A 20,414-nucleotide genomic window follows, 5' to 3' on the forward strand; every position below is an offset into this window, starting at 1 on the left:
TGACGAATGTTCGCGACAGTTAGTCCACGGTACGAGACACGATATACGCCGTTCGCGCACCAACGGGCCGCCCTGACAGGGCTCACGTTCAGAATCTCGTCAGACTAAATGAAGTAAAAGACCGTTGACGCCGCTAAAAAAATCAGCGGACATCCACTCGGGGCCGGCTTTAAGCCGCATGGATGTCCGCTTCAACGGCTCCGGACGTCTCGACGGGGGTTGAGACATCCGGACTTGCTTCCTGCGTGCCATAGAAATATCGTGCGTCGGAAGCAAATACGTACTAGTCCAAACTATAAGGAAACTTTGGACAAGCTTTTGTCAACGATTGTCAGACGTATGCATGCTATCCAACTTTTGCATTCTGTTGAAGTGTTGTTTCACTCCATTCAGTATCCCACATTGATTCGCGCTAAAGTGACGCATCCCATTTCCAGCATGCCCCACCCGTGTCCCTAACGCTCTCGCTTGCTTGCGCCCGCGCATTACATCTCGCCGCGCAGGGCCTGCTGACTCCGCCTCGCAGCAAGGCGACCAAATCCGACGTGCTCGCCGCGATCCGCCAGATGGCACAGTTGCAGATCGACACGATCCACGTCGTCGCACGCAGCCCGTATCTGGTGTTGTTCAGCCGCATCGGCCCCTATGCACCGCAGTGGTTAGACGAGCATCTCGCGCAAGCGAAGCTGTTCGAATACTGGTCACATGAAGCGTGCTTTTTGCCGATCGAGGATTTCGGGCTGATGCGTCATACGATGCTCAATCCAGTCGGCATGGGCTGGAAATATCCGGCCGACTGGCACGCGCAGCATCGCGACGAGATCGATAAACTGCTTGCCCACGTTCGAATCAACGGACCAGTACGCTCGGCCGATTTCATGCGCAACGACGGCCATACTAGCAGCGGCTGGTGGAACCGCAAGCCTGAAAAGAAGCATCTCGAAGTATTGTTTTCGCTAGGACGCCTGATGGTTGCCGAGCGACGCAACTTCCAGCGCGTATATGACGTTACCGAGCGCGTGCTGCCAAGCTGGGATGACGCGCGCGACCTGCCGCCGCGCGATGCGGTGCTGCCGCGTCTCATCGACAACACGTGCCGCGCACTCGGCGTCGTGCGTGCCGACTGGATCGCCGACTACTACCGTCTGCCGAAGCGCTCGTATCGCGATACATTGCATGCGCTTGCGGATGCGGGGGATTTGCTGCCTGCGACGATCGAAGACTGGAAGGAACAGGCATTCGTGCACCGCGATCTCGCGCCGCTCGTCGACGCCGTAAGTCGCGACGCACTGCGCTCGACCGTCACGACGCTGCTGTCGCCGTTCGATCCGGTGGTCTGGGACCGGCGCCGCGCATCGGCGCTGTTCGATTTCGATTACACGATCGAGTGCTACACGCCCGCGCACAAGCGCCGCTACGGCTACTTCTGCCTGCCGATCCTGCACCGCGGCCGACTGATCGGCCGCATCGACGCGAAAGCGCATCGCGCGCAGCACATCTTCGAGCTGAAGTCGGTGCATATCGAGCCGGGCGTGCGGCTTGGCGCCGGGCTGCTGGCCGATGTCGGCCGTGCGGTGCGCAAGCTCGCCGACTGGCACGACACGCCGGTCGTCAAGGTCGGCAATGCGCCAAAGGAAATCGTGCGTGCGTTCGAGACACGCTGAACGCCGCCGCGACGCGATCAACGCCGTGCGCCAAAAAAAATGGCGCGGCGCGTTCGACCGGCGTGCGCGGCTCGGCGATTCGCGGATCGCCGGCCGTGAATAGCGCGTGCGTCCTTTTTGCAGTTCCAGCGCCCGTTTCCGGCAAGCGGTACGCGGCGGCGACAACGAAACAGCAGATCCTCCACCGCACAAACCTGCCGATGTCGCGCGCCGCTAACGAACGGTCCGAGTTTAGCCGCGCCCGCTCCCCGACCCATTACCGGCAGGCGGAACAGGTCCAAGCCATCCGCACCGCCCATGCATGGCCGGTCAATCGCCCAATTGACGAAATCGCGGCGTACCGTCTGCGAGGGTCTCGTTGAACATCGCTTCGGGCCGCACCCATAGGCTGCGCGCTTTCGGCCACAACTGCTCGTAAACGACAACGGATTCTTCCGTCTCCAAATGCCGTGCAACGCCGATCACGCGATACAATCCGCCCTTGTAATGGCGGTGAGTCGCAATTCGTTCGGCCTCCTGCTCAGTCATCGCATGCTCCATAAAAATCGACGAGCGCGTATTGTATGCGCGCAAGCCGCCGCACGCGGCGACAGCGGGTCAGCCGCGCTCAATCAATCTCATCGGTCAAAAACATAGGCAGCATGCGGCTGGACAGGCACGGTAAAGCTCCAGCGCGGGAACGCGTAATGGCAGAAACGGCAACGCAGGCACGCGTGGCTTTAGCGTGAACCGGCGTCGATCGACGCGCGTGGCCGTCGTTGCGGCGCGATGCCGGGCTGATCGGCCTCACGGGCCATCGGGCGTCGAACGCTCGAATGCTCATGCCGATGAGCCCGTTCGATCTTTCATCATCCGAAGGTTCTGCGCACTTGCGCCGGATCGTCGAGCGCCAACGCTCATCCGAGCCGCTTGCATTTGAACGATGACTACGCCAACGGCCGCACGCCGATCAGCAAACCGTGCAGCACGAGCGCGAATAGCGCCCAGGCGACGAGCCCCGCGCCGACCGCGACACTGTCACGCATGAGAGACCCGGCCGGATAGCGCTTGCCGTCGCGCTGATCGCGAGCACGCGACACAATGAAATCGGTGAACGCCCACACCAGGAACGCGCCGAATAGCAGCTCCGCATGGAGCATGCCGTTTGCAAGCAGATGCGCAATCGCCCATGCCATCACGCCGGCGAGCATCGGATGGCCGACCAGCGCCTTGATTCTCGTGCCGGGCACATAGGCGGCAGCGAACAGCACGAACGCCATTGCCGTCAGCAGTCCCGCCAGATGCCGGATGCCGACAGGCGGCAGCCATAATAGCGTGGCGTTCTCGCGAGCAAGCGCATAGCCCCAAACAATCAGTGCGAGGCCCGCCGCCGATGCCAGCGAATAAAGGCCCTTCCAGCGACGCTCGCCCAGGCTCGCGATCCGCGCGGCGCGCCAATCGTCGGCGAAGATCCGAATCGAATGCATGCCCAGGAAGATCAACAAACCGAGAATCAGGACGACCATGCGCGCGTCTCCAGATGGGGAATTTTTTATCGACTCAATCGGCATGTGTTGCGCCGAGCATCGTACATGCACGCGCCGCCGTCCGCCACCCGCAACGCAAACGCGCCGGTGCGCTATGGCATGCGCTTCGCGCGGCGCGCGCTCGTTTTCATCGCCGCCCCCGCGCGCACGGCGGCGCGGTACGCGTCACGGCACCAATCGCGCAGCGCGCCAATATCCTCGAGCACGTCGGCGGGCGCTTCGTAATAACCACCAATGACCACCGCACGCGAGCGCGCGAGATACGAGAACGGCCCCATGCCGCAGCGCTCGAATGCCGGGCGGTTGACCTCGTCCACGCGCAGGAACAGTGAGCCGCGTATGACAAAGCCGAACAGTACGCCGTCGACCCTGAGCGCCGCGCCACTGAAAAAGCGCGTAACGGCGATCCGGCCGAGATCCGCAAGCTGCTCGGCGAATTCGTCAGCGCGCTGCTTTTCGGTTTGCCAGCTCACCGGGCCGGCGTCAATGCGCGACGGCGATCACGTCGGCAACCGCCGCCGTCAGCTTCTTCGCATACGGCACGTGCAGGAACTCGTTCGGCCCATGCGCATTCGATTTCGGGCCCAGCGCGCCGCACACCATGAACTGCGCCGCGGGAAAACCCGCTTGCAGTACGTTCATCAACGGAATCGTGCCGCCAAGCCCCATGTACGCGCAGTCCGCGCCGAAGTGCCGGCGCGACGCGTCGTCGAGCGCCGTTGCGAGCCACGGTGCGAGATCCGGCGCGCTCCAGCCGGTCGCCGCGCCCGCGTCGGGCTTGAACGTGACTTTCGCGTTGTACGGCGGATCGAGTTCCAGCAGCGCCTTCAACTGCTGAACAGCCTGCGCCGCGTCGACGAGCGGCGGCAGCCGTAGCGAAAGCTTGAACGCGGTGCGCGGCCGCAGCACGTTGCCCGCGTTTTCCAGCGCGGGCAAGCCTTGGGCGCCCGTGACCGACAACGACGGTCGCCATGTCGAATTGAGAAGCGCCTCGCCCGGATCGGTCGTAGTGGGCAGTACCGGTTTGCCGTCCTGCCCGCAGGCCCATGGCATAGCCTTCCAGACGGCGTCGCCGAGAATCGACGCGGCCGCCTCGGTTTCGCGCAGACGGCTTGCCGGCACTTCGCAATGGAACGACGCGGGCAGCAGGTTGCCGGTCGCCGCATCCTCCAGCCGCTCGAACAATTGCCGCATCACGCGAAAGCTCGACGGCGCGATGCCGCCGTACACGCCCGAATGCACGCCCTCCTCGAGCACCTCGACTTGCAGATCGCCCGACACGAGCCCGCGCAGCGACGTCGTCAGCCAAAGCTGATCGTAATTACCCGCGCCAGAATCGAGGCACACGACGAGGCTGACGTCGCCCAGCCGCGCGCGCAGTACGTCGACGTAAGGCAGCAGATCGTAGCTGCCCGATTCCTCGCATGTCTCGATGAGGCCAACGCAGCGCGGCCGCTCGATTCCTTGCGCATCGAGCGCGGCAAGCGCGGTGAGGCTCGCGTAGATCGCGTAGCCGTCGTCGGCGCCGCCTCGGCCGTACAGCTTGCCGTTCTCGAACTTCGGCGTCCACGGGCCGAGATCGGCGCGCCAGCCGTCAAATTCGGGCTGCTTGTCGAGGTGACCGTACAGTGCGATCGTCTCGGTACTACCCGTGCGTGTCGCGGGCGTCTCGAAGAAAATCACCGGCGTGCGGCCCGCAAGCCGCACGATCTCGACCTTCAGCCCTTTGACGGGCTGCCGCTCTGCCCACTGCGCGGCATCGGCAACGACGCGCTCGATATAGCCGTGCTTCGCCCAGTCGGGATCGAACGCAGGACTTTTCGCGGGCACCGCGATGTAGTCGGTCAGCGCATGCAGAATCTCGTCGTTCCATTTGCGTTCGATGAAATCGGCGAGGCGGTCGTGGTCGATGACGCAGGCAGTGGCGGTAGTCATGGCAATGGGCAGCGCGAGCTGTATGACGAGATGAAGTGGCGATGATAGCGCCGATACGCCCGCTTTGACATGCGCGTCGCGAGCCCGGTGGCCGCATGTTCGACCGCCAACGCGCCCGCAACGCCGGCCCGGGCCCAAGCCGCTTGCCGCCGGCGCGAATGCACGCTAACGCGCATCGAAATTGCGGCGATACACCGCAGGGCTCGTCGCGGCAATGCGTCTGAAGTGACGTCGCAACGATTCCTCCGAACCGAATCCGGCCAGCGCAGCGACCCGTGCAACGCTCAGCGCCGGGTCGCGCTCGATCAACTCCTTGGCCAGCCCGACACGCTCGCGTATCAGCCATTCGTAAGGCCCAAGCCCCGTCGCGTCGCGGAACAGCCGTTGCAGCGTGCGCGGGCTCATCGCCGCGCGCGCGGCCAGCGACGCAAGCGTATGCGGCTGTGCAGCATGCGCACGCATCCAGTCGATCAGTTTCGCGAGCCGGTCGCCACTGACACGAGGTAACGGACGCGGCACGAATTGCGCCTGGCCGCCGTCGCGATGCGGCGGCAGAACGAGCCGCTGCGCGACGCGATTCGCGATTGCACTGCCGTAATCGCGGCGCACCACGTGCATCAGCATGTCGAGGCCCGCGGCCGAGCCCGCCGACGTGACGATCTGTCCCGCATCGACATACAGTGCATCGGGATTCACGCGCAGCAACGGATAACGCGCCTGCAGACGCTGCGCATAACGCCAATGCGTGGTCACGGTGACGCCGTCGAGAATGCCCGCGGCAGCGAGCACGAAAACGCCCGAGCAGATCGAGCAAAGACGTGCGCCGCGACGGTGCGCGGCGCGAATCTTCTTCAGCAGCGGCTCGGGCGGCGTTTCGTCGGGATCGCGCCAGCCGGGAATCACGATCGTCTGCGCGCGGTCCATCAGCGCGAGCCGGTACGGCGCGGCAACCGTGATGCCGCCCGCCGCGCGCACGGGCCCCGGCTCGCTCGCGCAAACCGCGAAGCGATACCAGTCGACGCCCAGCTCCGGCCGCGGCAACGCGAACAACTCGACCACACAGCCGAATTCGAAGGTGCAGAGCCGATCGTAGGCAAGCGCGACAACGAGATGATTGTGCATGGCGCGATGTTACCGGAAGTTGTCGATCGCGCCACTGTCGTGCCAGGCGTGCATTGCGGATACTGGGCACATGTTCATCACAGCTTCGCCAGAAACAGGAGCCCTCAGCGTGTCCCTCGTCACCGATATTGCCCCCGCCGACAGCGCCGCCGCCATCGCCCATTTCGAAGCATCACTCGGCTTCGAAACCGATTGCTCGGACGTGCACGATGCGCTGACGTCCGGCGCGCCCGATTTCGTGCTGCTCGACGTGCGCAGTCCTGAACGCTACGCCGCCGGACACGTGCCCGGCGCGCGCAACCTGCCGCATCGAAAGATCATCGAAAGCAAGTTATCGGCATTTCCGCGCGACACCTGTTTCGTCGTCTACTGTGCGGGCCCGCATTGCAACGGCGCGGCGCGCGCGGCACTCAGGCTCGCCCGCCTCGGGCGGCCGGTGAAACTGATGGCGGGCGGCGTCACGGGGTGGCTGGCCGAAGGGTTCGCGCTCGCGCGGACGGCGGCCGCGCCGCCGTCCGCTGCCGTCGATCAATGACAAATCCGCAACAATGCATTGCCTGCAAAACCACGCGAAACGCGCGACAATCGGCTCCATTGCAGGTTCAGCATCAAGTCGAACGGCCATGCCGTTGCACCGACGCACGATGGAGCAGCAACATGCAGACAAGCATTTTGGTTCAGATCGCCGGCTCGGTCGCCGCCGCCGCGCTCTACTTCCTGCCGGCGATCGTCGCCGATCGCCGCCGCCGGCATGACAAGCTGACGATCGCGCTGTTCAACGCACTGTTCGGCTGGACAATCATCGGCTGGCTGCTGACGCTCACGTGGGCGACGCAACCGAACCCGCCCGGCGATATCGCGAGCGAGGTGCGGCTCAAGCGCCGCGCGCTCAGCATGAAGGCTTTCTCGACCGGCCTCGTCGAACGCGTGCAGCGGCGCATTGCCACTCAGCAAAGGTAGCCGGGGCACGAAGCAAACGCGTCGCGCCGATGCTCCGCCGGCTTGGCCCAGCCAGTGAATACCTCCGTGCGCCGCGCATCAAGCTTGCGCGGGGCCGCGAGCCGCCAACGAGCGCATCCGCACGAGCCCCGCAGGAATCGTGCGTGGCTCGCCCACGACGGCGTGGTTCGGAAACATCTCCTGCCGGAATTCGCCGTGCTCGTCGAACCACTGACAGATCACCCATTCACCTTGATCAAACACGACCGGGCCGACGTGGGTAACGGTCATGCGCGGACCGCCCGTCCTGAGCGTCACGACATCGCCAATTCGAAACGACGGAGTATCCGTATCACGGTAAGTCATCATCTTGGTGGCCCTTCTCGAAGTCATTTATTTATTCATTTTCTCGATATCTGCGGTACTGCCATTCCGCATCACCCAGAGATTAGCAATCGTCAAAATAACCGGCAAGTGCTCTTCAGAGATTTTTTCTGACTTGAGTTAATAACTGATGACATTGCGCAACTATGTGGCACCTACCTCACATGCCCGCCTGACTTGCCAGAGCGCAAGCAAACCGATTTCATCACGGGATACGATCGTCTCACGGCCAGTTCCCCCGGAATCACCTCGGGAAACGCCTTCCATTCTCCGAATTTTTCCAATCGGAATATACAAAAATTAATTTTTGATTTTGCAAAAACATCTACATCAGATTATTTAATTGGATATTGCGGCATTGCCGCAATCCGGCGGGCCCGCATTCGTCCGGCGCGCGCGGATTTCAGCCGGATCGGCACGGTAAGCCATATCGCCCAACATATCCGGCGGCAAATCGGCATCGCCCCGTGCGGCATGGTGCGATCGTGCGTCGCAGCACGCCGCACGCCCGCGCACGCCATGCTCACCGCGCGCGGGTGCGCGCCTGGCGATTCCGTGCGCCTAGCCGGTCGTCGGGCCGAACCTCGCGAGCGCGTCGTATGGCCCCCTTCCACTCACTATCCGGCATGAACCGGCACGCCGGTCAAGCGCGCCCGGCCAGCGCCGTCCGGCCGTTCAGTTCGCCTGCCCTCGCCGCGCCTTTAAGCCGCAGCTAAGGTTGCCGCGCTTATCATGCATGCAGAGGCGCGCGCGAAAGCGCGCGCGCCGGACTCGAATGGATGATCCCCATGCGCGTATTGCTCGTCGAAGACGACCCGCTGATCGGCAGCGGGCTTGAACAGGGCCTCCGACACGAAGGCTTCGCGGTCGACTGGGTACAAAACGGCGAGGCCGCGACGCTCGCGCTGCGTACCACGCCATACGGCCTGCTGCTGCTCGATCTCGGCTTGCCGGACAAGGACGGCCTCACGGTGCTCGCCGCGCTGCGCCGCCGCGACGACACGCTGCCCGCGATCGTGATCACCGCGCGCGACGCGCTGCCCGAGCGCATCGCCGGCCTCGATTGCGGCGCCGACGATTATCTGGTCAAGCCGTTCGCGCTCGAGGAACTGCTCGCGCGCATTCGCGCGGTGAACCGCCGTCAGGCGGGCCGCGCGCAGACGATGCTCACGGCCGGCGCGCTGCGCCTCGATCCGGCGCGCCACCAGGTCTGGCGCGACGGCGAGGAAATCACGCTGTCGCCCAAGGAGTTCGTGCTGCTGCACGAACTGATGCGCGAACCCGGCGCGGTGATCTCGCGCGAGCAGTTCGAGGAGCGGCTGTATAGCTGGGGCGAAGAAATCGAGAGCAACGCCGTGCAAGTCCATATCCATAATCTGCGCAAGAAGCTCGGCCACGAAGCGATCCTGACCGTGCGTGGCGTCGGCTACCGGATCGGAGACGGCGCATGAGCGGCAAGCGGCGGCGCCTCGCACGCCTGCCGGCGTCGCTGCGCGGCCGGCTGCTGGCATGGCTGCTGCCCGCCGCGTGCGTGATCGGCCTGCTGGCGAGCGCGGGCACCTACTGGGGTGCGCTGCGCGAACTCGACGATCTGCTCGACGACCAGATGCGCAGCCTGTCGAAGCAAATTCAAGTCGATGCCACCGGCAAGCTGTCGATCGCGGGCCGCGACAAGAGCAGCACGCACCATCCGCTCGACTACGATCCCGACGACGTGCTGCTGCAAGTCTGGCGCGACGGCAAGCTCGAATTCACGACCGACCCCGCGACGCATCTGCCGCCCCCCGATCGAACCGGCTTCGTGCAACTCGACACGTCCGGCCAGCGTTGGCACACCTTCACGCGCGAAAGCGCGGGCACGACGATCCGCGTCGCCCAACAGCGCCAAGCGCGCTGGGAAGCGATTGCGGGCATCGCCGTGCATCTGCTGTGGCCGGTGTTGTCGCTGCTGCCGCTGCTCGCGCTCGGGTTGTGGTTCGGCATCGGCTACGGGCTGCGACCGCTCGGCGCAATCGCGGCCGGCTTGAAGCGCCGCCACGCCGCCCACCTCGAACAGCTCGACATCGCGACCGTACCGGCGGAAGCCAAGCCGCTCGCCGCCGCCATCAACGATCTGCTCGCGCGGCTCGACCGCTCGTTCACGCTGCAGCGACACTTCATCGCGGACGCGGCGCACGAGTTGCGCACGCCGATCATGGGCCTGTCGATTCAGACCCAGCTTCTCGGCCGCGCGGCGAGCGCCGACGAACACGCGCGCATCGTCGCGCAGATTCACGCGGGCGTGTCCCGGCTCGCACACCTGGCCGAGCAATTGCTGACGCTCGCGCGGCTCGAGCCCGACGCACCGGCCGCGTCGTTCGCCGATGTCGATCTCGTCGCGCTGGGCCGCTCGGTCGTCGCCGAGCGCGCGCGCGTGGCAAGCGCGCAGCGCGTCGACCTCGGCATGATCGGCGGCGCGGCGCCCGTGCATGTGTCGGGCAACGCCGACATGCTGCGGGTGCTGCTCAACAATCTCGTCGACAACGCAATCCGCTACGCGGGCGCCGGCGCGCGCGTCGACGTCGAGGTGCACGCCAACGCCGGCTCGGGCGGCACGGCGCTCGAAGTGCGCGACAACGGCCCCGGCATTGCCGAAGCGGATCGGCCGCGAGTCTGGGAGCGCTTCTATCGGGGCGGCGGCGCGCAGCTCGTGTCGACATCGGGCAGCGGACTCGGGTTGTCGATCGTCAAGCGCATCGCCGAGCAGCATGGTGCGGCGGTATCGCTCGAAAGCGGCGCGAACGGACGCGGATTGACGGTCAAGGTGCGGTTTCCGGCTTCGCAAACGTAATTGACCGCGCTCGAACATGCACGCGGCAATTTCGCCATCTATTCGATTCAATGATCGGCTCGACAGAAACTCGGCGGGAATTTTTCGATAAATAAAAATGGGAAAGGCACAGAAGCCAGGCATTTGCAAAAAATTCCCGCCCTCCGTCTTTCCCCATTTCTCATAAAATCTCGGTAGTAAAAAACGGGCAGCCAACAAGCCGCCCGATCAATTTTTATTTTAGCGCCGCGATTACAAGCCCGAGTTGGTAAAACCGGAGATAAGCCCGTTGACGGCTCCGGCAAGCCCGCCCACCACCAGACCGGTAGGGTAGCCCAGCACGCCGCCGACCAGCGACGTCACCGGAGCCAGCACACCGGCGCTGCCGTCCTGGCCGGCAATCCAGCCGCCCTGCTGAGCAAGCGTCAATCCGCCGCCCCACGCACCATTGACTAAACCGCTGAGAGCACCGAGGACCCCGCCGAGCAGACCCGCACCGGAAACAGCCTCCACTTCCTGCATGTTGAGTTCTTGCATGTTCAGCATTCCTATAGGGTGATATATATGCCAGATGCCCCATCTGGCCAGGTTATCGGCCTAGACCTCATCGCCGTCGGCCAATCTCGCAGCCCGCGCATCAGTAAATCAAAATGTGATTACGCGTCTAACGGATTCTGCTTTTTGCTTTTGAAGCGATGGCAACGACAAAAGATATATCCATTATATTCAGAAGATATGAAGAAACTACTTTTTATAAATTTTTAATAATCTTTCAATTAGAAAGGTGGTGATGGCTTTAGCAAAAGCCATTCAATCTTATTAATCCGGGAGAACGACTTTGCCGAATAAGCCGGGAGTGCCGTCGATAGCGTGACGGCCATGCGAGCCGGCCACGCGGCGGGAAATCCGGACGGCGAGGAAATCTTCACTTCAGGGAGTTCATTGACACGCCGGTAAGCGGGCCGCCCACAACGCGACGTTCGCCGCAACGCAAGCCGTCACGCATCGTCAGGCCCGTTTCGTTGACGAATCCGCTTTTCCACAATTTTTGTTGGCAAGCTTGTGGACATCCTGAGCATCGATCGATCAACTCCTTGATGCAACAGTAATTTCGGCAATGCGCCAGATAAACGACACGCCGACGTTCGACGCCGCGATTTCGCGAGGGCTCATCCCCGTCTTGTCCACAATTTTTGTGAGCAAACTTGTGGACATCCTGAGCATCCACCACTCAACCCATTGATCCGGCGATATTTTTTCCATCGTATCAGGCGCGCGGCAGCCGGCACATGCCCGCCCGGCCGTTCATCACGCCACACACCGCCGTGGCCGCCGTCCTGCGCTTTTTCCACAATTTTTGTTGGCAAGCCTGTGGACATCCTGGGCATGTGCCGGCCAACACGTTGATCCGACTCGCTTTTTCGAAGGGCGTCAGAAGCGCGGCAGCGCGCGCGGCTATCTCGACGCACGGCGGGGAGCGCTTCGCACGAACGCTCGGACACACGCCTAGGCGCATTCTTCATTCATTGTGAGTCACGTCGCCGTACCGCCCATGCAGCGCACGGCGTCGAGGTATAGCCACATAGACCTATCGTTCGGACGGTTCTCGCGCAGCCAGCCGCGCGGACGCAGCGGCCTTGTCGATACGCGCCTACAGTAGGAAAGGCGGCCGTAGCACTTCCGTGCTCATCGCACTCCTCCGATGAAAACGGCGCCTGTCCCGCACGCCGCCTATCCGTCATCGGGAAACGACCAGGACGCGCTTACCGCGCAGGCGGTATCGCCTTCTGCATCGCTTCACGAATCTGTTCCGGTGTCAGATCCTGCTTATGAGTCCCCACGGACCAGCGATGGCCGAACGGATCGTCCAGTTGCCCATAGCGATCGCCCCAGAACATATCGGTGGCCGGCATCGTCAGCTTCGCACCGGCCTCGACCGCACGCGCGATCGTCTCGTCGACATCGGGCACGTACAGATGGATGAATACCGGCGAGCCTTTCAGCGCGATTGGCCCGAGCGCGCCGCAATTGGCCATTTCGTCGACAAGCATCAGCGTCGAATCGCCGATCCTGACCGATGCATGCATCAGCCGGCCAGGCTCGTGCGGCGAAGGCAGCCGGCTGAGTTCGACGGCGCCGAACGCCTTCTTGTAAAACTCGATTGCGGCGGCAGCGCCGTCGCAAATCAGATGGGGGGTCAGCGAGTGCATCCCTTCGGGGATCGGTTTGACTGCAGCGGACATGGTGCGGCTCCTGGACTGTGGGTGATTAATCGGACGATTCGAGCGCGCCACGTGTGGGCGCTCTATCACCACGACGAACCAGCTCGTCCGAAATCGACACAAGCCACGACATTTTTTAGCTTCGACGGCCAAAGCAGGAATAATCGTCCTGTGCGCCGCCGCGCGATCACTACGGCGGCTCAACTCGATGAGCCCTCTTGCGCCCGAATGTAGCCAGCGAAACCACGCGCAACGCCCGGCAGCATGATCGATACGCCGCTCAACGTCGAAACCGCGAGCATCGCGCCGATACCCGATGCACGGTAAAGACCGGTTGTCGAATCGGATACTGGTCCGCACCGAATCTCAGCTCCCATGGTCAGCGCAAAAAAACGCCGCAGCGGAGGAGTGAAGAGTACCGACCCATAAAGAGTACCGACCCATACGCATTGCCGCGCTTACCGGATAGACGGGCGCGCGACGCAATCTGCCCGGCCGGTTTTCCACAGTTTCTGTCGACAAACATGTGGATATCCTGCGCATGCAAGCGCCAAACCGTTGAAACCACGACGGTTTCCGCATCGCGGCAATCCACGGGCAACGCGGCGCGGCGGCGATCCCGCGCGCCGCCGCGTACCCGGTATTCGACACACTGCGTCAATGCTTGTCGAGATTCGCCGTCAGCTCGCTCGCCTTGTTGCGCAACGCTTCATAGCCGGAGCGAGCGTGCTCGGGCAAATCGGGATCGCCGACGAGCGCGCCAAGCGTCTCGATCAGGCTGAACAAGATGCCCTTGGCCGCACCGAGCGCGATGCTTTGCGATTGAATCGACTCGTGCAGATGATCGACCGCCGCCTCGAGTTGTTCGAGCTTCGGCTGCTCGCCTTGCGAACGCGTGTTGCCGGGTTTGTCGTTCGTCATCGTGAATACCTCGCCATACGGTTTGTTGCACTCGACGCGCCTGCACTCCCGTCGGCCAGCGCCGGGCGGTTAATCGGCGCGCGTCACGCTGCGGTGTTCGATCACCGGCGCGCAGCATCGGTTGACCCGGCGTTCGAGCGGCTAGCCAACGCCGCCCGTCAACATCGCGGATATCCAACCGCCCGAACTTCGGCACCGCGATCCCATTGTATGGTGCGCAGCGCGCGCCGCCTCGATTCAGCGCAATCCGCGCGCATTTCGACGAAATCCCCGCGCATCACAGCACTGCGACAACCCGCGCGCCGCCGTCGGCAACCGCGACCACCTGCCCGTCGACGCGCCGGAACGTCAGCGACACGTTATCGTCACCGACGCGCAAGCCGTCGATGCGCAGCCAGTCGACGCCCTCCGGCAACGCCGGCCGCTCGATGCGCACCTCGCCGCGCGCCGCGTCGACGCCAATGCCGAGGCACGCCTGCAGCATCATGAACGGCGCACCTGCCGCCCACGCTTGCGGCAGACACGCAACCGGATACGCAGTCGGCGGCTCGCCGCGCTGGCGAGGGAAGCCGCAAAACAGTTCGGGCAGCCGCATGTCGAAGCTCACGGCCGCTTCGAAAAGCGCCCGCAGCAGTTCGATCGCCGCGCGCTTGTCGCCGTAGCGCGCGAGACCGCGTGCGGCAAGCGCGTTGTCATGCGGCCAGACCGAGCCGTTGTGATACGCCATCGGATTGAAGCGCGGCTGCCCCGCCGCGAGCGTGCGCACGCCCCAGCCGGTCTGGAACAGCGTCGAGTCGAGCACGCGCGCGACCGCTTCGCCGCGGCTTTGCTCGGGCAGCCCGAACGCGAGCAGATGGGCGGCGTTCGACGCAAGCACGCGGCAGAGCTGGCCGTGCCCATCGACCGCGATCCCGTAGAAGCCCGCCTCGGGCATCCAGAACAACGCCTCGACCTGCTCGCGCAACGTCTTCGCGCGCAGCGCATAGCGCCCGGTATCGGCCGCGTGGCCCCGCCTGCGCGAAAACTCGGCCATCGCTTCGAACGCTGCGCACGCATACGCCTGCACCTCGACGAGCGCGATCGGCCCATCCGGAAACCGGCCGTCCGCGTGAAATACCGAATCGTGGCTGTCCTTCCACCCCTGATTCGCGAGACCGCGCTCCGACGTGCGCTGATAATCGAGCAGTCCGCGCGGATTACGGTCGCATACGTCGATCACCCATTGCGTCGCCCGTTCGAGCGCGGGCCACAGCTCGTCGATCAATGCATCGTCGCCGGTCTGCTCGACGTAGGCGCCCGCGAGCACGACGAACAGCGGCGTCGTATCGACGCCGCCGTAATACAGCGCGAACGGCACCTCGCCCGTCGCCGCCATCTCGCTTCGGCGAAACTCGTGCATGATCTTGCCGGGTTCGGCATCGCGAAACGCCGACGTCTCGCGCGCCTGGTGCGCGGCAAGAAAGCGCAGCACGCCGCGTGCAAGCGACGGTTGCAGCCACAGCATCTGTAGCGACGTGATCACCGCATCGCGGCCGAACGGCGTCGAGAACCACGGAATGCCCGCATATGGATAAGGGCCCGTGTCGAGTTGGGTCGTCAACAAACCGAGATCGGCCAGCGAACGGTCGAGCCACGCGTTGAACAGCGGATTGCTGGTGCGCACCCGCGCCATCGCGCGGCGGCGCTCGCGCATCGCGCGGTGCACGCCGACGAGTGCGCCGCGCAGCGCGCCGCGGCCTGTGTCGGGAATCGGCGGCGCAGCGCCGGCGGCTTCGCCCACGCGTGCGTCGACGCTCAGATAGATCGACACGCACGCTTGCGCGGCGATGTTCAGCGCGTAATCGGCGCGGTCGACCGACAAGCGGGCAGGCGCCGGCGACAAACCGATGCAAACCGAGCGCGACACGCCGTCGAGCCCGTCGTAACGCAACTGGACGCCGCCCGCGTCGATTCGCGGCGGCGCGATCACCCCGCGCCGCGCACGCGGCGTGCCGCGCACTTCGAACATGTCGAGGAAGTCCGCGCCGAACGATATCGACAGCGGCACTTCGGCATCGGCCGTTCCATAGTTCGTCAGCGTAAGCGCCTCGTGCAGCACATTGCCGGCCAGCACGCGCATCCGCTCGATGTGGATCACGCCTTCGGGCGTCTCGCTGCCGCCGAGCGGCGGCAGCGGCCGGTTCGTCAGATGCGCGGTAAACGACGCGTTGTCCGCGCTCGTTGCCCCAGACAGCAGCGATGGCGCGCGGCCGCCGAAGGTGAGCCGCCATTGCGACAGCACACGCATGTCGTCGACGAAAAAGCCGTCGTCGTGCCCCGTGATGTCGCCGAGCGCATCGCCGACCACGAACGCGCTGCCCGCCTTCAGCACGTGCTGGCTGCCGCGCGCGGGTTTGCGCACGTCGGGCTCGGGCGCGACGAACGCCACGGCGGGCGACGGCACGGGCGCCGGCGAAGCCGTTGCTGGTGCATGTGTCAGCGTGGATGTGCAAGCGCGCGCGGCGGCCGGGCCGCGAACGGAGGAATCATCTGCAGTCGTCGACATCGAAACTCCCATGCTGCGTGCAACGCGCGGTGTGCGCGACAGGATTGGCACAGCATAGGGCAGAATGCGCCCGGCGCGCAGCCTCGCGCCGCACGTTGGCCTATCGGCCTACCGGCTTGCCGCGAGGCTTGGCGGCCAAGCTCGTCGATGACGGGCCTGCGCGCGGCCGCCGAAACGCCAGTCGGCAGCGCCGACCCACCGGACGACACGACCGGCACCGCGCTGCACCGCCAGCGCCGCAAGCGCCGGGAGCCGCGGCCGGCGCGATCACCCCGGTCGGAGCGGTCGGCGGACGGGCTGCATCCGGCGGCCAACAGCCGCGGCCGTATTCGACGCTAACGCCGCGGCGCTTTAGCCAGCAACGCGGCGCGGCTGGATGACGGAGTTCGCGCGACGTCCGGTTCGGTCCGGCCATCGCGTGCACGTGGGGCGGCCTGCCACCGCGGTCAAATCGATACCCCGCTTCGCCCCAGCAGCCGCATCGAACCCCATCGCACCCTCATCTCCTGCGCGCCGACGTCGAACCCGCCGCGCTCGATCATCGCGATGCCGGCGCCTCGAACCGCGCACGTGAGCGGATCGTCCGCCACCCGCGCGACGAGCCCCGTCTCGTCATACAGCCGCTTGCCGAGATTCGCGAGCAGCGCGCCACCGCCCGTCAACACGATGCCGCGATCCGCGATATCGGTGACAAGTTCGGGCGGCGCATTCTCGAGCGCGCCCTTCACCGCGCTGACCACCTGATTCAACGGCATCGCAAGCGCATCGGCGATGTCATGGTTGCTCAGCTCGATCGTGCGCGGCAAGCCGTCCCGGACACTGCGCCCCACCGCCTGCATCGATACGCGCGGCACGCGGCCGCTGGCCGCGCCGATCGTTTTTTTCACGTGCTCGGCCGTCTGCTCGCCGAGCAGCACTCCGTAGACGTTGCGCACGTGGTTGATGATCGCCGCGTCGAACTGCTCGCCGCCGACGCGGACCGTCTCGCGATACACGATGCCGCCGAGCGCGATCACCGCAACCTCGGTCGTGCCGCCGCCGATGTCGACAACCATCGAGCCGATCGCGGCCGACACCGGCAGCCCCGCGCCGAGCGCGGCCGCAAGCGGCTCGCTGATCACGCTGACCCGCGACGCGCCGGCCGCGAGCGCTGCATCGCGGATCGCGCGCAGTTCGAGCGCCGTCGCATTCGACGGCACGCAGAGCGTGAACGCGACGCGTCGCCCGAACATCGAGCGCGCATTGGACATGCCGACAAACAGACGCATCATCTGCTCAGCCGCGTGGTAGTTCGCAACGACGCCGTGCTGCAGCGGCCGGACCGCCTCGAGATGCTCCGGCGAACGGCCGAGCAGCGCTTTCGCCTGCTCGCCGACCGCCTCCACGCGCGCTTTCGCGCTCGCGTCGCCGCGCCTGCTGAAACAGACGACCGACGGCTGATTGAGCACGACGCCGCGGTTGCGGACATAGATCAACGTGCTTGCCGTGCCCGGATCAACCGCGACCTGGTGCGCAAAGAGCCTTTCGAGAAACGGTGCCGCCATGGTGAAGCCTCTATTCGAATCGGTAAAACGACGATGCGGGCAAACCGCAGGCGCCTCAAGCGCAATCCGCTGCGACGCGCGCCATCCATTCAGTCGCTTAGCGGCAGGACGCAAAAATACTTTAGGCAATTTCGCTGATTTTTATCGAATATCTTCGACCGATTAGCGATAGATGGACAAAAGCGGTACTCTCTCGCTTCCGCCGGCCCTGGTCCGGTATTCCGACTATCCCGTTCACTTCAGCGATAGCCAAGACAATGACGGCGTCCACGCCCGATTCCATCCGGCCCATTCCTTGTTGCACCGGCCTTGTCGCCGCGCTGTTGATCGTCTGCGCCGCCGCGGGATGGCCCGCGCGCGCCCGGGCCGCCGATACGTCCGGCACGCCCGCCGATGCTGCCGCCCGTACAGCCGCGCCGGCAATGGCGCAGCCGACCGCGACGCTTGCCGCGTCCCCTTCACCCACGCCGGCGCCGGCCGCTGCGGCGGCCGCCCGGCGCGCGGGGCCGGCGGCCTGCGCGGCCGATGGCGGCCCCGACGGCCGTCCCGCGATCGGCCTCGTGCTGTCCGGCGGCGGCGCGCGCGGCTATGCGCATCTCGGCGTGCTGAAAGTGCTCGAGGAAAACCGCATTCCGGTCGACTGCATCGCGGCGACCAGCATGGGCGCGGTCGTCGGCGGCCTGTACGCGAGCGGCATGACCGCGGACGAGATGCAGCGGCGGCTGTCGCAGGTCAATCTGTCCGACATCGCATTCGACGTCACCGAGCGCTCGGATCTGCCGCAAAAACGGCGCGAGGACGAGCGGCTGTATATCGATGGCCTGACGCTCGGTTTCAGCAAGAAAGGCTTCAAGGCGCCCGTCGGGCTGGTGCAGGGCAACCGGCTGCAAGGGCTGCTATCGACCTGGACGGCGGCCGTGCCGACCAATCAGCCGTTCGATCAACTGCCGATTCCGTTTCGCGCGATCGCGACCGATCTGCGCACGGGCGAGATGGTCGAACTCGACCACGGCTCACTGCCGCTCGCGATCCGCGCCAGCATGGCGATGCCGGGCCTGTTCTCCCCCGCCGAGATCGACGGCCGCACGCTCGTCGACGGCGGGCTCGTCAGCAACCTGCCAGTCGACACCGCGCGGCAGATGGGCGCGAATGTCGTCATCGCGGTCAACATCGGCTCGCAGCTCAAGCCGCTCGACTCGCTCGCGTCGCCGGCCGACGTGATGCAGCAGATGGTCGGCATCCTGATCCGGCAAAACCTCGCCGGACAGCGCAAGCAATTGAGGCCGGGCGACGTGCTGCTCGAACCGGCGCTCGGCAAGCTCAGCTTCACCGATTTCCAGAACGCGCAGGATGCGATCGCAGCCGGCGAGAAAGCCGCCACCAATGCATTGCCGAGCCTGAAGCGCTATGCGCTGTCGCCCGCACAATACGCGGCATACCGCGCCGCGCACACGCAACCGCCGCCGCAACCGATCCGCATCACGGCGATCGACGTCGAAACCAACGGCCCCGTCCCGGCACGGATCGTGCGCGACGCGCTGCACATCAAACCCGGCGACACTTACGATCCGAAGCAGATCAGCCAGGATCTGCTTGCGCTGACGACCAGCGGCAATTTCGACAGCGTCACCCAACAGGTGGTCAGCGACGGCGACAAACATCGCCTCGTGATCGACGCGCGCGAGAAATATTGGGGGCCGAACTTCCTGCTGTTCGGGCTCGGCCTGTCGAGCAGTTCGAGCGACGAAGGCGGCTTCCGGCTGCACATCGGCTACCGCCGTCCGTGGCTAACGCCGTCCGGCCTCGAATTCCGCGTCGACACGACGCTCGGCAGCGATCTGCAATCGGCGCACGTCGAACTGCGCCAGCCGCTGCTGAACCGTCCCGGCCTGTATGTCGCGCCCTACGCGGAATATCAGCGGCGCTTCGTGAACATGTACGACGACGACGTCAAGCTCACTCAGTACCGGCTGCAGACGCAGCGCGTCGGCGTCGACGTCGGCTGGCCGATCGGCCACCTCGGCGATTTTCGCATCGGCCTGGCGTATGCGCACGGCACGGGCGCGCCCACCTACAATCTGCCGCTCGACGAGGGAGACCTCTTCCCGTCGCGCGTGTTCCTGTTTCCGGGGCTCTCCGCCCACGCGCTCAGCGTGCGGGCGCGGCTCGTGATCGACCAGCTCGACGATCCGCTGTTCCCGCGCAGAGGCTACTTCACGGAATTCCGGGCGGAGCGTTCGCTGTCGACGCGCAGCAGCGACACACTAGGCGACTTTTTCGACAATGCCGCCGACGCGCGGCACACCGAGGTATACGGCAAGGTGATGGTCGCGCAGCAACTCGGCCGCCACAGCGTCAGCGCGACCATCGAGGGCGGCAAGATCTTCGGCGGCAAGAACCTGCTCAACATGTTCAACTTCACGCTCGGCGGATTCCAGCACCTGTCCGCCTACGCGGCGGACCAACTGACGGGCGACGCGCTCGTCTACGGGCAAGTCACCTATATGAACCAGTTGATGACGTTCAACGCGTCGCCCGTCAAAGCGCTTTTCGTCGGCGCGAGCGCGGAACTCGGCAATGTCTGGAATGGCGGCGCGCGCATCGGCGGCAGCACGCTGAAGCAGAGCTATACGTTCTTCACCAGCTTGACGACCTCGTTCGGCCCCGTATACATGGGCGTCGCGCTCGCACCGGGCGGGCGGCGCAACTTGTATCTGCAACTCGGGCGAACGTACTGACGGCGCCCGACCCGGCGCTGTCACCGGGCCGGGCTGGGTCGGGCGCAATGTGTGCGCCGCCGCGC

18 protein-coding genes are annotated in these 20,414 nt (G+C 65.0%); 7 read left to right on the plus strand and 11 right to left on the minus strand.

The features are described from left to right. The first annotated feature begins 449 nt into the window (after positions 1–449). Entirely contained in the window at positions 450–1,664 is a 1,215-nt protein-coding gene (locus BSIN_RS04215) for a winged helix-turn-helix domain-containing protein (protein WP_089339587.1), read from the plus strand. A 309-nt stretch (positions 1,665–1,973) separates the two neighbouring features. Here the strand turns inward: BSIN_RS04215 and BSIN_RS04220 are convergent, their stop codons facing one another. The 5 genes from BSIN_RS04220 to ftrA form a co-directional block, all read right to left on the minus strand. Next, entirely contained in the window at positions 1,974–2,192 is a 219-nt protein-coding gene (locus BSIN_RS04220; RefSeq protein WP_089339605.1) for a DUF1653 domain-containing protein, read from the minus strand. Positions 2,193–2,590: 398 nt separating this feature from the next. Beyond that, positions 2,591–3,169, minus strand: coding sequence for an NnrU family protein (locus BSIN_RS04225; RefSeq protein ID WP_059514700.1), 579 nt, complete (start codon positions 3,167–3,169; stop codon positions 2,591–2,593). Positions 3,170–3,282: 113 nt separating this feature from the next. Next, positions 3,283–3,663 carry a TfoX/Sxy family protein gene (locus BSIN_RS04230; RefSeq protein ID WP_089339588.1) on the minus strand — a complete coding sequence of 127 codons (381 nt, stop codon included), beginning with the start codon at positions 3,661–3,663 and terminating at the stop codon, positions 3,283–3,285. 10 nt (positions 3,664–3,673) lie between these two features. After that, positions 3,674–5,125, minus strand: a complete 1,452-nt coding sequence (locus BSIN_RS04235; RefSeq protein WP_089339589.1) for a M20 family metallopeptidase — start codon at positions 5,123–5,125, stop codon at positions 3,674–3,676. Positions 5,126–5,290: 165 nt separating this feature from the next. After that, positions 5,291–6,247, minus strand: a complete 957-nt coding sequence (gene ftrA, locus BSIN_RS04245) for a transcriptional regulator FtrA (protein ID WP_059514706.1) — start codon at positions 6,245–6,247, stop codon at positions 5,291–5,293. Positions 6,248–6,356: 109 nt separating this feature from the next. Between ftrA and BSIN_RS04250 the strand changes: the two genes are divergently transcribed. After that, the gene (locus BSIN_RS04250; protein ID WP_089339591.1) at positions 6,357–6,782 is read left to right on the plus strand and encodes a rhodanese-like domain-containing protein; all 426 of its coding nucleotides are present in this window, start codon (positions 6,357–6,359) and stop codon (positions 6,780–6,782) included. Positions 6,783–6,904: 122 nt separating this feature from the next. Then, positions 6,905–7,207 carry a superinfection immunity protein gene (locus BSIN_RS04255; RefSeq protein WP_089339606.1) on the plus strand — a complete coding sequence of 101 codons (303 nt, stop codon included), beginning with the start codon at positions 6,905–6,907 and terminating at the stop codon, positions 7,205–7,207. A gap of 78 nt (positions 7,208–7,285) precedes the next feature. Here the strand turns inward: BSIN_RS04255 and BSIN_RS04260 are convergent, their stop codons facing one another. Continuing rightward, positions 7,286–7,555, minus strand: a complete 270-nt coding sequence (locus tag BSIN_RS04260) for a YodC family protein (RefSeq protein WP_082711774.1) — start codon at positions 7,553–7,555, stop codon at positions 7,286–7,288. Positions 7,556–7,747: 192 nt separating this feature from the next. Here BSIN_RS04260 and BSIN_RS25105 point away from each other — a divergent pair, with 192 nt between their 5' ends. From BSIN_RS25105 to BSIN_RS04270, 3 genes are all read left to right on the plus strand, one after another. Then, positions 7,748–8,200 (plus strand): hypothetical protein, encoded by a 453-nt coding sequence (locus tag BSIN_RS25105; RefSeq protein WP_143757322.1) that lies wholly within the window; start codon positions 7,748–7,750, stop codon positions 8,198–8,200. A 158-nt stretch (positions 8,201–8,358) separates the two neighbouring features. Further along, entirely contained in the window at positions 8,359–9,021 is a 663-nt protein-coding gene (locus BSIN_RS04265; protein WP_069235660.1) for a response regulator, read from the plus strand. Further along, a complete protein-coding gene (locus tag BSIN_RS04270; RefSeq protein ID WP_059514715.1) occupies positions 9,018–10,400 on the plus strand; it encodes a sensor histidine kinase in 1,383 nt (460 codons plus the stop codon). The genes BSIN_RS04265 and BSIN_RS04270 overlap by 4 nt, the downstream gene beginning before the upstream one ends. A gap of 231 nt (positions 10,401–10,631) precedes the next feature. Here BSIN_RS04270 and BSIN_RS04275 read toward each other — a convergent pair whose 3' ends face one another. From BSIN_RS04275 to BSIN_RS04300, 5 genes are all read right to left on the minus strand, one after another. Beyond that, positions 10,632–10,916: a hypothetical protein gene (locus tag BSIN_RS04275; RefSeq protein WP_125910386.1), complete on the minus strand. Its 285-nt coding sequence runs from the start codon at positions 10,914–10,916 to the stop codon at positions 10,632–10,634. Between the two features lie 1,226 nt (positions 10,917–12,142). Continuing rightward, the gene (locus BSIN_RS04280; RefSeq protein WP_069235658.1) at positions 12,143–12,622 is read right to left on the minus strand and encodes a VOC family protein; all 480 of its coding nucleotides are present in this window, start codon (positions 12,620–12,622) and stop codon (positions 12,143–12,145) included. A 636-nt stretch (positions 12,623–13,258) separates the two neighbouring features. After that, on the minus strand, positions 13,259–13,522 hold the full coding sequence (locus BSIN_RS04285; protein ID WP_059514721.1) for a hypothetical protein: 264 nt from the start codon (positions 13,520–13,522) through the stop codon (positions 13,259–13,261). Positions 13,523–13,799: 277 nt separating this feature from the next. Then, positions 13,800–16,067 carry an amylo-alpha-1,6-glucosidase gene (locus BSIN_RS04290; protein WP_089339607.1) on the minus strand — a complete coding sequence of 756 codons (2,268 nt, stop codon included), beginning with the start codon at positions 16,065–16,067 and terminating at the stop codon, positions 13,800–13,802. Between the two features lie 446 nt (positions 16,068–16,513). Further along, complete coding sequence (locus BSIN_RS04300) at positions 16,514–17,611, minus strand: rod shape-determining protein (protein WP_089339593.1); 1,098 nt, start codon at positions 17,609–17,611, stop codon at positions 16,514–16,516. A 257-nt stretch (positions 17,612–17,868) separates the two neighbouring features. Between BSIN_RS04300 and BSIN_RS04305 the strand changes: the two genes are divergently transcribed. Further along, on the plus strand, positions 17,869–20,349 hold the full coding sequence (locus tag BSIN_RS04305) for a patatin-like phospholipase family protein (protein ID WP_089339594.1): 2,481 nt from the start codon (positions 17,869–17,871) through the stop codon (positions 20,347–20,349). Positions 20,350–20,414: the final 65 nt, after the last annotated feature.

The organism is Burkholderia singularis, assembly GCF_900176645.1.
Lineage (GTDB): Bacteria > Pseudomonadota > Gammaproteobacteria > Burkholderiales > Burkholderiaceae > Burkholderia > Burkholderia singularis.